The 13339-nt window shown below is 65.1% G+C and carries 10 protein-coding genes; 2 read left to right on the top strand and 8 right to left on the bottom strand.

Going from position 1 to position 13339, the window contains the following annotated elements; genetic code table 11:
* Position 1: 1 nt before the first annotated feature.
* Together A8B82_RS00250 and A8B82_RS00245 are read right to left on the bottom strand one after the other, a co-directional pair.
* Complete coding sequence (locus A8B82_RS00250; protein ID WP_067286778.1) at positions 2-1054, bottom strand: MBL fold metallo-hydrolase; 1053 nt, start codon at positions 1052-1054, stop codon at positions 2-4.
* Positions 1054-2751, bottom strand: coding sequence for an acyl-CoA dehydrogenase (locus tag A8B82_RS00245; RefSeq protein WP_067286775.1), 1698 nt, complete (start codon positions 2749-2751; stop codon positions 1054-1056). The genes A8B82_RS00250 and A8B82_RS00245 overlap by 1 nt, the downstream gene beginning before the upstream one ends.
* Before the next feature lie 137 nt (positions 2752-2888).
* Here A8B82_RS00245 and A8B82_RS00240 point away from each other — a divergent pair, with 137 nt between their 5' ends.
* A complete protein-coding gene (locus A8B82_RS00240; protein WP_067286772.1) occupies positions 2889-3830 on the top strand; it encodes an L-threonylcarbamoyladenylate synthase in 942 nt (313 codons plus the stop codon).
* Between the two features lie 3 nt (positions 3831-3833).
* Here A8B82_RS00240 and A8B82_RS00235 read toward each other — a convergent pair whose 3' ends face one another.
* Positions 3834-4388 (bottom strand): YqgE/AlgH family protein, encoded by a 555-nt coding sequence (locus A8B82_RS00235; RefSeq protein WP_067286769.1) that lies wholly within the window; start codon positions 4386-4388, stop codon positions 3834-3836.
* Between the two features lie 158 nt (positions 4389-4546).
* Between A8B82_RS00235 and A8B82_RS00230 the strand changes: the two genes are divergently transcribed.
* Positions 4547-5356, top strand: coding sequence for a protein-disulfide reductase DsbD domain-containing protein (locus A8B82_RS00230; RefSeq protein WP_067287270.1), 810 nt, complete (start codon positions 4547-4549; stop codon positions 5354-5356).
* Here the strand turns inward: A8B82_RS00230 and A8B82_RS00225 are convergent.
* From A8B82_RS00225 to A8B82_RS00205, 5 genes are all read right to left on the bottom strand, one after another.
* On the bottom strand, positions 5353-8751 hold the full coding sequence (locus A8B82_RS00225) for an efflux RND transporter permease subunit (protein WP_067286767.1): 3399 nt from the start codon (positions 8749-8751) through the stop codon (positions 5353-5355). The two genes, A8B82_RS00230 and A8B82_RS00225, sit on opposite strands and share 4 nt — an antisense overlap.
* A 3-nt stretch (positions 8752-8754) precedes the next feature.
* A complete protein-coding gene (locus tag A8B82_RS00220) occupies positions 8755-10215 on the bottom strand; it encodes an efflux RND transporter periplasmic adaptor subunit (RefSeq protein WP_067286764.1) in 1461 nt (486 codons plus the stop codon).
* A gap of 235 nt (positions 10216-10450) precedes the next feature.
* Positions 10451-11452 carry a YcjF family protein gene (locus tag A8B82_RS00215; protein ID WP_067286761.1) on the bottom strand — a complete coding sequence of 334 codons (1002 nt, stop codon included), beginning with the start codon at positions 11450-11452 and terminating at the stop codon, positions 10451-10453.
* Entirely contained in the window at positions 11452-11895 is a 444-nt protein-coding gene (locus tag A8B82_RS00210) for a GNAT family N-acetyltransferase (protein WP_328586484.1), read from the bottom strand. The genes A8B82_RS00215 and A8B82_RS00210 overlap by 1 nt, the downstream gene beginning before the upstream one ends.
* Complete coding sequence (locus A8B82_RS00205; RefSeq protein ID WP_067286760.1) at positions 11892-13307, bottom strand: YcjX family protein; 1416 nt, start codon at positions 13305-13307, stop codon at positions 11892-11894. The genes A8B82_RS00210 and A8B82_RS00205 overlap by 4 nt, the downstream gene beginning before the upstream one ends.
* Positions 13308-13339: the final 32 nt, after the last annotated feature.

Below are 13339 nucleotides of genomic sequence, written 5' to 3'. Positions count from 1 at the left end.
TCTACACCTTACTCTGGTACACCCAGGCTCCGTCCTGCTGCCGCAGCGAGCGGGTCGCGTGGCCTGTCTGGTAAAGGTGGCTCAGATGCGCGACGGCTTCAACCAGGGCAAGACCATATTCGCCCTCGTCGATCTTGCGCTTGAACAGGGGTGGAAAGCATTCCGACGCGGATTTGGGTGTCTCGATGAAAGCCATCAGACGCTTCAGTGCGCCGTGATGATTCTCGATCAACTGCTCCATCCGTTTGGGCAGGCCGGTAAAGGGCAGCTTGTGTCCGCCCAGCACCAGATGATCGGCCCGCGCCAGCGGGGCCAGCCGTTCGCAGGCCTCTAGCCATTCGCCAATCGGGTCCGCCATAGGTTCGGTCGCATAGACGCCCACGTTCGGGCTGATGGACGGCAATATCTGATCCCCCGCGATCACCAGGTTATCGTCCCTGCTCCAGAACGTCGCATGTTCCGGAGCATGGCCGTTGCCGATATGCACATCCCAGCTGCGTCCGCCCATGACCACGGAATCGTCCTGCCTGATCCGGGTATAGCCCAGCGGCAACGGGTCAACCACATCGGCAAAGTTGAAAGGCCGGTCGTTGGTCCGTTTCTCCAGGAGCTCGCTGTGCATGCCTGACTGGCGGTAAAAGCTCAGCGTTTCTGCCGCGGCCACTTCCTGCGTGTCGAGGGTCAGCATCCGGGCCGTCAGCCAGGCGGTCCGCGTGGTCACCAGCTCGGCACCATGTTCGGTCTGAAACCACCCCGCCAGGCCAATATGATCGGGGTGGTGATGTGTCACCACCACCCGACTAACAGGCTTGCCGCCCAGCGGGCCTGCCAATGTTTCTGCCCAAATGGCCTTGGACTTTTTTGACGAAAACCCGGTGTCGATGATGGTCCAGCTGTCGCCCTCATCCAGCGCATAGATGTTGACGTGATCCAGCTTCATCGGCAGCGGCATCCGCAGCCAGAGCACACCGGGTGCCACCTCGATCGCGGCAGTGCCATGATCGGGGGGCGTTTGCCAGGGATAGCGCAGACCGACGGGTGCAGTATCAGCCATCAGGCGACCAGATCATCGGCTGTGACGGCAAAGAGGTCCGCCTCGCCCGCCTGCGCATGGGTCAGCAAGCCGCCATATTCCGGCATGATCCGCTGGATGTAGAACCGCGCGAGGCGTTCACGCGGCCCGCCCTTGTCAACCATGGCGGCCTTGAGGTGCAGATGGCCCCCCAGCACCCGCGCAAAGGCCCGCAGATAGGGGACCGCACCGGCAAAGCGCGCCTGCATGTTGTCCTGCGCCACCAGCCAGTCGGTCGCCTCGCGCAGGCTTTCGCAGGCCTGCCAGACCGCATCGGCCATGTTGGGAAAGGAATCGCGCGCCAGTTCGATGTCCTCTTCCATCTCGTCCAGCAGCGCGCCCGCCGCCTCGCCGCCATCCATCATCTTGCGGCCCACCAGATCCATCGCCTGAATCCCGTTGGTGCCCTCGTAGATCGCGGTGACCCGCACGTCGCGGGCGAACTGGGCCGCGCCTGTCTCTTCCACAAAGCCCATGCCGCCGTGGACCTGCACACCGGTCTGGGCGACCTCGATCCCCACGTCGGTGCCAAAGGCCTTGGCAATCGGCGTCAGCAGTGCCGCACGCGCTTTCCAGGCGGCATCGCCGGTGGCATTGGTCATGTCGATTGCATGGGCGCAGGACATGGCGATGGCCCGCGCGGTAAAGATGTCGGCCTTCATAGTCGCCAGCATCCGGCGCACATCGGCGTGGTCGATGATCGTGCCCTTGCCGCCCTGCTTGCGTTCCTGCGCATAGGCCAGCGCGTGCTGATAGGCGCCTTCCGCCACGCCCACACCCTGCCCGCCGACACCCAGCCGCGCGTTGTTCATCATGGTGAACATCGCCGCCATGCCGCCCTGTTCTGGCCCGACCAGCCAACCAGTGGCACCGGCGTATTCCATGACAGCGGTGGGCGATCCGTGCAGGCCCAGCTTGTGCTCCAGGCTGACGACCTTCAGATCATTGCGCTTGCCAGGGTTGCCATCGGCATCGGGCAGGAATTTCGGCACCAGAAACAGGCTGATCCCCTTGGTCCCCGCAGGTGCGCCGGGCAGGCGCGCCAGAACCAGATGGCAGACGTTTTCCGCAAAATCATTGTCCCCCCAGGAGATATAGATTTTCTGGCCGGTGATCGCATATGTGCCATCGCCCTTGTCCTCGGCCTTGCTGCTGAGTGCCCCGACATCCGATCCCGCCTGCGGTTCGGTCAGGTTCATCGTGCCGGTCCATTCGCCCGAGATCAGCTTGGGCAGGTACAGTTCCTTGATCGCGTCAGAGGCGTGATGCTCCAGCGCCTCGATCTGGCCCTGGCTCATCAACGGGGCCAGTTGCAGCGACAGGCAGGCCCCGCTCATCATCTCGTTCACGGCGGTGTTCAGGGTCATCGGCAGCCCCATGCCACCATGTTCCGGGTCCGCAGTGATGCCGATCCATCCGCCGTCCGCAATGGCGCGGAACCCCTCGGCAAAACCGGGCGAGGTGCGCACAACGCCGTTTTCCAGCCTGGCCGGATGCAGGTCACCGGGGCGTTGCAATGGTGCCAGTACCGCATCGCACATCTTGCCCGCCTCGGACAGGATGGCACGGGTCACATCCTCTGTCGCCTCCGCGAAACGCTCAGTGGCGCGCAGGGCCTCCATGTCCAGGATTTGTTCGATCAGAAAGGCAAATTCATCTGTGGCTGCTTGGTATGGCATGTCTATCTCTCTTTCGACTGGGGGCGGCGGTGGCTTGGCAACCCCGTCCCCGCCCTGCTAAGGGCAGGTCTGTAATGCAGCCAACATGAAGCGCGGCACCCCGCCCCGCAACCCAAAACGCAGCGTCATCAGCACCCATGGCCGATCAGACAGAAACCCTGAAATTCGACCCGCAAGGAATTGCCAGAGCGGCAGAGCTTTTGTCCTCGGGGCAGCTTGTCGCCTTCCCCACCGAAACGGTCTACGGGCTGGGCGCGGATGCGCGCGACGGGGATGCCGTTGCAAGGGTCTATGCGGCCAAGGGTCGGCCCAGTTTCAACCCGCTGATCGCCCATCTGGCAGATGCCGATCTTGCCCGCAGCTATGTGCAATGGTCCGATATGGCCGAAATACTGGCCACTGCCTTCTGGCCGGGACCGCTGACGCTTGTCCTGCCGCTCAAGCCCGGTCACGGGCTTTCAACCCTGGTGACCGCAGGACTGGACACGGTGGCCCTGCGGGTGCCTGCGCATCCCGCAGCCCGCACCTTGCTGGGAACCTTTGGCGGCCCGGTGGCGGCACCTTCTGCCAATCCATCGGGGCGGATCAGCCCGACCACGGCTGCCCATGTGATGGCAGGTCTTGCAGGGCGCATCGCGGCGGTGCTCGACGATGGCCCCTGCGACGTGGGTCTGGAAAGCACCATTGTCGGCCTGGACAGCGCCACCCCTACCCTGTTGCGTGCGGGTGGCCTGCCGCAAGAAGCGGTGGAGGCGGCCCTTGGCGTACCGCTGTCCATTGTGAGCGGCGCAGACGTGATCGCCCCCGGACAACTTGCCTCGCACTACGCACCGCGCGGGCGGGTGCGGCTGAATGCCACTTCGGCGCAGGCAGAAGAGGTGATGCTGGGATTCGGCCCGGTAGAAGGGGTGTTGAACCTGTCCCGCAGCGGTGATCTGGTTGAGGCGGCAAGCCATCTGTTCGACCACCTGCACCGGCTCGATGCGATGGAACGCCCCATTGCGGTGGCCCCCATCCCCGATCGCGGGCTGGGCCGTGCCATCAATGACAGGTTGCGCCGCGCCGCCGCGCCGCGCTGAGGCTCAGGCCCTGCCAGCCGTTGCAGACAGGCCCAGCGGATCGACCCCCAGCGATTCCAACGCCGCCGTCCATTTGCGCTCGTCCGGCAGGTCGAACACCGTCTCCGGCGTCGCCTCGCAGGTCAGCCAGCCATTCTGGGCAATCTCACCCTCCAGTTGATCAGGCCCCCAGCCCGCATAGCCCAGCATCAATTGCGCCTTTTCGGGGCCCTTGCCTGCCGCAATGTCCTCCAGCACATCGAGGGTGGCTGTTACGGCAAATGCACCAGCGATGTTCATGGTCTGCATGGCAGAGCGGTATTCCGGCGAATGCAGCACGAAACCGCGCCCGGTTTCCACCGGTCCGCCGATATGCACCCGCAGGTCGAACTGCGCAGGCGCGGTCGGTGTCTCTATCTGGTCCAGCACATCCGACAATACCAGGTCCTCTGCGGGCTTGTTGATGATCAGCCCCATCGCCCCCTTGTCGGAATGATCCGCGACAAAGATCACCGCATGGGCAAACCGCGGATCGCCCATACCGGGCATCGCAACAAGAAGTTTTCCGGTCAGGTTCATCGGCTACGGCACATCATTGAAGGTAAATTCACCTTCCACGATGCCCAAGCTGTCGCGCTCTGGCAAGGGGCCGGGCAAAAATGATAAGTCCACTACGCGAAACATGGCTGAAGCAAACGTGACTTGGCAGGCGCGCGCGCTTGGGTCATTGAATGGGCATGATCAAGCAACTCGTATCCGCGCTGGCCCTTTGCCTGGCAACCGCTCTGCCTGGGGTCGCCCAGACTGGCATCGGCACACCCGTCACGGCAGAAATCCTGCCCGGCTGGGTCAAAGCGGACGGGACCCGGATCGCTGCGATCAAGTTCAAATTGGCACCGGGCTGGAAGACCTACTGGCGCGCGCCCGGCGATGCAGGCATTCCGCCGCAGTTCGATTGGTCGCGTTCGGACAATTTGCGCGGCGTCGGGATCACCTGGCCCGCACCGAAAGTGTTCCGCGAAGGCGGGGTGCGCACCATCGGGTACAAGGACGAACTGGTGCTGCCGATCACCCTTGCCCCGCGCCAGACTGGCAAACCGATGCGCCTGACTGCGACACTGGATTTCGGCGTGTGCAGCGACATCTGCGTGCCGCAGCAGTTGGAAGTCTCTGCCCTGCTGGACAGCACCGACCGCACACCGACACCGGCCATTGCCGCAGCCCTTGCCGCACGGGCCTATTCGGGGTCGGAGGCGGGCGTCCGGTCCGCCACCTGTAGCCTGCGGCCAACAGCAAACGGGCTCACGATCGAGACCCGGCTGGACATGCCCCCGGCTGGCAGGCGCGAACTGGTGGTCATCGAACCCGGCCAGCCCGGCCTCTGGGCAGGCGAGATGAACAGCAAACGGTCCGGGGGAACGCTGACGGCAACGGGCGACTTGTCCGCAATGTCAGGGGGTGCCGTAGCGATCGACAGATCGGCCATCACCATCACCGTTCTGGGCGACAACCGGGCCATCGAAATTCGCGGCTGCACGCCCGGCTAGGTGAGCGGCTTCGCCCGCCTGCTCGACATGACATAAAATAGCGCGCCCGCAATATAGCCTGCCAGCGCGATCGCCCCGGCCCCGATCACGAACAGCAGCAAGGCCCCCGGTAGCCCCGACATGGCAAAAGGCACCAGCCCAGCGATCACGGGCTGCACGCCGCCTTGCCAGACCGCCCAGCCCAGCGTCAGGCCACCCCAAGCCAGAACCAGTGCCCAAAGCGCGACCAACCACAGCCGCAGGCTGCGCAGGGGGGCACGCAGGCCGCGCCGCATCGCGGTCACCTGCAGCGCCACATCTTGCTGCGCCGCCACCAATGCAGGCACCACCAGCAGCACCAGCATCATGCCAAAACCCAAGCCATAGACCAGTGTGATCACCGTGGGCTTGAGGAATTGCGCCTGCTGGCTTTGTTCATAAAGCAGCGGCGCCATGCCCAGCACCGTGGTCAGCGTGGTCAGCATCACGGGCCGCAGCCGGTCCGCCGCGCCGTCGATGATCGAAGGGACCAGACCGCGCGTTTCGGCGTATTCGTCGATGGTCGTCACCAACACGATGGAATCGTTGATGATGATTCCGGTCATGCCCAACAGCCCGACCACCGTGAACATGCTCAGCGGCACGTCCCACAGCGCGTGACCATAGATGGCACCGACCAGACCGAAGGGGATGATCGCCATCACCACCAGGGGCCGCGTCCAGCTGCCGAATATCCACGCCAGCACCAGGTAGATACCCGTCAGGACCAGAATCAACCCGGTCAGCGCATCACTGAGGAAATCGCTTTCCTGTTCGCTCCGACCGGACAGGCGAAACTCGACCTGCTGTTCCGACGCGATGCGCGGCAGGATGTCGTCCTGCAAGGCCTGCTGGATCTCTGTTGCGCGGGCGGCGTCGTCTTCCGAGATATCGCCAGTGACAGAAATCAGCCTGATGCCGTTCTCGCGCCGCACCGTGCTGAAACCGGTCCGCCGTTCCACGCTGACGATATCTGCCAGCGGCACATAAAGCCCCTCCGGCGTGCGCATCTGGGTTCGGTCCAGAAAATCCGCCGTCAGCTCACCCTCGGGCAGTTCGACCCGGATCGCGGCAGAGCGTGGGCCATCGGGATAGGTCGCCGCCTCGATCCCGGCGAGGCGATTGCGCAGCGCGCGCCCCAGCGTGTCGATGGTAAAGCCCAGCGCCTGCCCCTGCGGCGTCAGATCGAGGATCAGTTCTTCCTTGTCATAGGCCAGGTTGTCCTCGACCGCGCTGACCTCCGGATAGCGGCGCAATGCGTTTTTCAGGTCTTCCGCCGCGGCCTTGAGCGTATCGGTGCTGGCACCGTAAAACTGGACATCCAGCGCATCGCCCCCCGGACCTGACCGCCAGCCGCGAAAGCTGACAGTCTCGGCCAGCGGATGGTTCACCACGCGGTCCTGCAACTCCCCCACGAAGGCAAAGCTGGAGTAGGGGCGCAGATCGGCGTCGATCAATTCGATGGAAATGCCACCCAGAAGGTCAGCATCCTTGTTGTCGGCACCGGCCAGACCACGCCCCGAAGTGGCCCCGACCTGGGCCATCACGTATGCCAGCGGATTTGCCCCGTAGCGATCGGCATATTCCGCGCCCAGTTCTTCGGTTGCGCGCTGCATCTCGCGCATCATCTCGATGGTATCGGCGCGGCTGGCCCCCTCTGCCATGGCGAAACTCCCCGACACGGACCCCTGTTCGGGCGAATTGAAGAACCGCCATTGCACCGATCCGTTGATGAACAACGTGATCTGCGACGCCAGTACCACAACCACACCCGCCAGCACGACATAGCGGGCCGCGATCACCCCGGCCATGAAGGGGCGGAAAGCCCGGTCGCGCATGAACTCGAACCCGCGATTCACCACCCGGCTGGGCAGATCGTACCAATGCTCCCTGGCCGCCGCACGCATCGCATGGGCCATGTGGTTGGGCAGGATCAGGAAACACTCGACCAGTGACGCGGCCAGCACGGCAATCACGGTAAAGGGAATGTCCTGGATCATATCGCCGAACCGTCCCCCTACGACCACCAACCCATAAAAGGCGATGATCGTCGTCAAGGTGGCGGCGAAAACCGGCATCGCCATCCGTCGCGCTGCGTTCTCCGCAGCCTGAAGGGCACCTTCCCCGGCCCTGTAGCGCTGGTCGGCGTATTCGCCCACCACGATGGCATCATCCACCACGATACCCAGCGTGATGATCAGCCCGAAAAGCGAGATCATGTTGAAGGTCAACCCGGCCGCATACATCAGCGCAATCGCCGCCCCCATGGCGACGGGAATACCCGCCGCCACCCAAAAGGCAGTGCGCGCGTTCAAAAACAGGAACAGCAGCAAGACAACCAGCCCCAGCCCCATCAACCCATTGTCGATCAACAGGTCCAGCCGCCCGGTGATCGCCTCGGCACGGGTGCGGATCAGATCGACGGAGACATTCGCAGGCAGGCTGGCGGCCAGTTCAGCCGCCACATCCTCGACCGTGGCCTGGATGCCGATGGCATCGCCCCCGTCAGACCGGTCCACCCGGACCGTGACAGCCGGATTGGGACCGACAAAGTAGGATTGCATCCGGTCGACCCCTTCGCTGCGCACGCTGGCCACATCGCCGACGGTCAACTTGGACCCATCTGCGTTGGAGCGCAGGACGATCCCGGCAATCTCCTGTGCGCTGCGCTTGGCCGTGCCGGTGCGGACCCGTGCATTGGCGCCCGTGACATCCCCGGCCGGATCGGCATCGACCTCGGAGGCGATGGCGGCGGCGATGTCGGCCATGGTGATGTCAAAGGCGATCAGTTTGGCAGAGGGCACCTCGACCAGTGTCTGAGGTGCCGCGATCCCCTGGATCGAGGTGCGGGTGACGCCACGGGCAAACAGCCGGGTCACGAATTCATCGGCAAAACGGCCAAGCTGCTCAGGCGCGATGGGGCCGGTGATGACCACATCGGTCACCCGGTCGCGCCAGGCACCACGCCGCACGTTGGGGTCTTCGGCCTCTTCCGGCAGGGTGGTGATGGCATCCACCGCCGTCTGTACGTCCGTGGCCGCGCGCGCCATGTCCCAGCCGGGCTCGAAATCCAGCGCGACAGTCCCGCGCCCTTCACGCGATGTGCTTTCCGAGCTTTCGACACCCTCGACCGCCAGCAAAGCAGGTTCCAGCACCTGCACAATGGCCGCATCCACATCTTCGGCACCGGCACCATCCCAGACAGTCGTCACCGTGACGTTATCGACGATCACATCGGGAAAGAACTGCGCCCGCATGTTCGGCGCAGCAGCGGCCCCCGCAACCAAAAGCAGCACCAGCAGCAGGTTCGCCGCCGTGCGGTGCCGCACGAAATAGGACAGGATCCCGCCCGCCTTGCCAGAGATCGCGCGGGCCATGACCTAGCCTCCCATCCGGCTTTCCAGCCGGGCAACCATACCGGCAGGCACGCGCGGCTCTGACAGCCGTGCCAGAACCCTTTCCTTAGCCTCCTGCGGCATCGCGTTGCTGGCCTCGACAAAGGCAACCAGCCGCGCGCGGCGTTCCTCGGTCAGTTCCAGCATATCCGCTTCTTCATCCGGCTGCGGTTGCGGCCGGACCCGGTCAAGTGGCCTGACCGCAATGCCGGCACCCAACAGGGGCGAGCGTTCGCGCACGACCCGGCGACCCTCGACCGGCCCCCGGACCAGCACGTCGTCCCCCTGGCGGCGCAACAATTCCACCGACACCTGTTCCAGCCGGTCGCCCTCGCCCAGCACCAGCACGCTTTCACCGGAATCCAGCGCGGACGATGGCAACAGCACCACGTTCTGCAGCACCGGCTCTTCCACCCGGACAGTGACGAAATCGCCGGTCTTGAACCCTGCAGCGCTGTCCAGGGTGGCAAAGATCAGACGCCCGGTCGCACCCTCGCCCGCTGCGGCGCTGGCCCGGCTGATCCGGCCCCGCGCCTCCAGGTCTACACCTGCCACGTCCAGCGTTACGGTCACATCGGCGCGGATCAACCGGCCCTGATCGTCCAGCAAACGCGCGTATTGCGCCGTGGACAGGCGAAACGACACCTCCAGATCATCCGGGTCGATCAACTGGGCCAACTGCTCATTGGCAGAGGCCAGACGCCCCACCACCACGGATGTGGCCGAAAGGGTGCCGGAAAACGGTGCTTCGATCGTCGTGTCGGCAAGGCGGCGCTCTGCCTCTGCCAGCGCGATCCTGGCCCGTTGCAGGCTGGTCGCGGATTGATCCACCCGCGCCTCTGCCGCCGCTGCGGCCTGGCGGGAGGAGATCACCGCCAACCGGGCGGTCGATGCGGCCAGTTCGGCAGTTTCCGTCGCTGTCGCGGTGCTGACGCCGCGCTCGCCCAGGTCCTGTTGCCGGTCAAAGGCGCGGTCGCGCAGGGCCGCCTGTTCTTCGGCAGCGGTCAGTGAATCCCGTGCCAGCACCAACGCCCGTTCCGCATCGCGCTGCTCGGCTTGCGCATCAGCAATATCACTGGCCGCCCGGTCCACTGCCGCCTGCGCATCGCTGGGGTCCAGCCGCACCAGAACCTGCCCGGCCTCCACCACGCCGCCATCCTCGAAATCTTCGGCCAGCTCAATGACCCGCCCGCCGACAGCCGCCCGCAGTTCAAGCAGTCGGCGGCTTTGGACCTCGCCAAAGGTTTCCAGCACCGGGGCGATATCGGTCGCTTCGGCCACCATGACATTGACGGAAAACACCCGTTCACGCGCGGGCGGTGCCTTGGTTTCCTGCGACAGCCGCTCCTGCAGCGCGCTGCCGACCAGATAGACCGCAAACACCAACAGCCCCAGCGTCGCCGCCGCGAGGAAGAGGCCGATCATACTCTGTCTGAGAAACCGCATGCAGGTCCGATCCGAAAATTGACTGAGACGAGAGACTTATATCCTAAAGCGCCCCGCCTTAAACTTGAATCTCCAATACCCTGTCGCGCTGCGCGCTCTCGGGACATTGGCGATGTGATCTGCTTCAGGTCAAAGGCGGGACACTGTAGTTCACAGCCGAAAAATACAATTCACAACCCTGATACGCGGTGGCGAACCCTTTCCGTCGCCACCAAGGGAAATAAACCGAAGCAGGTCAGTTTTGCTTGCCGAACAGCCCGCCAAGCGCGCGTTTGATGATGCCGCGCACCTTGGGGCGCCTCGACGGGGCAAAGGGCAAGGGGCGGCACACTTCCATGGCCGCCACACCGACACGGGCGGTCAGCGCCCCATTGACCAGCCCCTCGCCAAAGCGGCGGCTGAGCTTGCCCAGCAGTGATCCGCCCAGGATCGGTTCCAGCATGTCGTCGCCCACCGCGACCGCACCCGTCGCCACAAGGTGCGACAGTACCGCGCGGGTCAGCCGCCATGACCCGAAGAAACCCGAACGCCCGCCGTAGATTTCGGCAATCCGCCGGATCATCCGCAGGTTCGATGTCAGCGCCGCCGCCACATCGGCCAGTGCCAGCGGCACCAGCGCCGTCACGGTCGCCACCTGCCGTGCCGCCGCCTCGACCTCGCGGCTGGCGGCAATGTCGAGCGGGCCAAGCAGTTCTGTCTCCGTCAGACCCAGCAGCCCCTGCGCGTCCAGTTGATCGCCCCGCAATTCGGCCAGCCTGTCCCGGCCCCAGCGGGTGTCCTCGCGGCCCTTGTAGAGCGCGACCATCCGGTCGGTCACCGCCCGCGCGGCAGACAGGTCAGCCTGGGCCAGCGCCTCTGCCGCATCGTGGCGCAACCCGTCCAGCCGGGCCAGACGGCCAAAGGCGGCCATCTCGCGCAGGCAGAGCAGTGACAGCACCAAAAGGAAGGCCGCGACCAGCACTGTCATCGCCCAGCCCAGCAGCGGGTATTGCGCCATCAACCCGGTGATGAAGCTCCATGCCGCGATGGACACGGCCGCCCCCACCAGCGCCGTCGCCAGCCACCAGAACAGGCGCACCAGCAGCGAGGGACGGCGCGCAGCAAGCTGGGCTGCGATCTGCATCGCCTGACCTTGCGGTGCCGGGTCCGCCAGGTCCGGCACCGGGGGCGCTGCGGCCACCTGCGGACGCGGTGCCGTGTCTTCGTCAAGGTCAAACAGAACAGGGCCTCTGGCCATCACATTGCCTCCTGTTGCCAGTCGTATCGAATGTCGGGCAGGCCCTCGTCATTGGCCTCGCCCCCTGTCCGCAACACTTCGCGGAAACCATGCCGCAGATAGAACCGCTGCGCACCGGTATTGGTCTGAAACGTCCAGAGCGTCAGTTCCGGTGCCGCGGCCTGCGCCTGCCGCAGCAGATCGCTGCCAATACCGCGCCCCCGTGCCGCCCGCGCAACGTATAGCGCATGCAGTTGGGCGTCGTCGCGGGCGGCAAAACCCACGACCTGATCCGTCTTCTCGGCCAGGGTCACCCAACCGAGGTCGATCATGTCTGCCGCATGGGCCAGATCCTGCGCCCGGCTGTGGATGCGCGGCATCCAGGGGGTGGTGTCCACGAACTCGGACAGGATCATGCCCACCGCGCCTGCATCCACGGGCCGGGCCGGGCGCAGCCGGATCACAGCCGATCCCCGAACAGGAATTCCGCCGCCCGGTCCAGCCGGATATGCGGCGGCCCGTCGCCGGGCCGCAACGCCAGCGGAGCAGGTGCAAAGCGCATGATCTGGTAATCCTGATCCAGCCAGGTCTCTGCCCCGCTGCGCGCAGGCGTCAGCAGATGCGCAGGGTCCGACGGCAGGTCACCGGGGTAGAAGGCCGCCTCCTTCCCGGTCTCCAGCAAGGTGCCGCGCACCACGCCCAGATCCTCGCCCTGATGTTTCATCATGTCTTCGGTTGTGGCCCGCAGCGAAGCGATGGCCATGGCCGCCGTCCCCGCGCCCGCATATTGCGCCCGGTCACGCGCCTCCCGGGTCAGCGCCTCCATGATCGCGGTCAGCTTGAGGTGCTGGCTGTGATGCAGATGATCCGCCTTGGTTGCCGCAAAAAGGATTTTCTCAACCCGCTTGCCGCCCAGCAAACTGCTCAGGAACCGGTTGCGGCCCGGCCTGAACGCCCCCAGCGTCTCGCCCATGGCGCTGCGCAGGTCCTCGACCGCCTGTGGCCCCTGATGGATCGCCCCCAGCGCATCCACCAGCACGATCTGCCGGTCGATGCGCGCGAAATGATCCCGGAAAAAGGGCCGCACCACGCGGGATTTGTAAGCCTCGAACCGGCGCGCCATCTCGCGGTGAAGCGAACCGCGCGCCGATGCCCCCTCTGCCGGGATCGGCGCGAATGTGAGCACCGGACTGCCCGCAAGATCACCGGGCAGCAGGAACCTCCCCGGCGTGCAGTCGGAAAACCCTGCCGCGCGGGCCTGGGTCAGATAATCGGAAAAAAGCCGCGCCAGATCCTGCGCCAGCGGCTCGTCATGTTTGCTTTCGGAGTCGACGTTGCGCAGACGCGCCATGAATTCCGCCGCCGAAGGCCGCGCCGCGATCCGCTCCAGCGTCTCGCGCGACCAATCCTCGAAACTGCGCTCCATCAGACCGAGGTCCAGCAGCCATTCGCCGGGATAATCGACGATATCCAGATGCACGGTGCGCGGCCCCTGCAACCCTGCCAACAAGCCGGTGGGCCGCACCTTGAGCGACAGGCGCAGTTCCGAAATCGCGCGGGTGCTGTCGGGCCAATGGGGGGCTGGTCCGGTCAGTGCCGCCAGATGATTCTCATAATCGAAGCGTGGCACGGTATCGTCGGGCTGGGGCTGCAGGAATGCGGCTTCGATCCGCCCCTCCCGCGCGGCGACAAGGCCGGGCATGCGGCCACGGTCCAGCAGGTTCGCCACCAGCGAGGTGATAAAGACCGTCTTGCCGGACCGCGCCAGCCCGGTCACACCCAGCCGGATAACGGGCTCCATGAACGTCTCCGACACCGTGTCCTGCACATTTTCGACCTGACGCCAGATGCCGTCCGCGATCCGCCCGATGACCAATGCCTTGCCCGTCCCTTGATTGCTGGTCACAA

Origin of the sequence: Sulfitobacter sp. EhC04 (assembly GCF_001650875.1) — a bacterium.
Lineage (GTDB): Bacteria > Pseudomonadota > Alphaproteobacteria > Rhodobacterales > Rhodobacteraceae > Sulfitobacter.
Note: the sequence above shows the minus strand (reverse complement) of the source record. Positions and strands in the feature narration are given on the sequence as shown.